This is a genomic window from Bradyrhizobium sp. Ken51 (assembly GCF_055807435.1).
Genome location: NZ_JBVVPB010000169.1, coordinates 1 through 273 on the forward strand (window position 1 = coordinate 1; position 273 = coordinate 273).

A 273-nucleotide genomic window follows, 5' to 3' on the forward strand; every position below is an offset into this window, starting at 1 on the left:
TATCTTCCAGCGTCATTAAGCGTCGGGCTTGCGTTTCGTCAGGGTGATTTAGTACCCGTTCAAGGGTGGCGCTAATCTCTTTTAAATCATTAATATCCTGCTCGGCAAAATGAACTTTTATAACCAGTGTAAAAATAACGTGCCGCAATAGTCATACCTATTAATGGTAAAAAGCTGTCACAATTCATAAAAAACCTTAATATACGCCACCCTAAACATAACCAGCGTTAATGTAAGGTTTTTGTGTGGACTGGCTTCTTGATGTTTTTGCTA

The 273-nt window shown here is 38.8% G+C and carries 1 pseudogene; it reads right to left on the reverse strand.

From position 1 onward, the window contains the following. Positions 1-121 (reverse strand): annotated as a pseudogene (locus tag AC0L27_RS41335) (hypothetical protein); the annotation flags it as partial. Between the last annotated feature and the right edge of the window lie 152 nt (positions 122-273).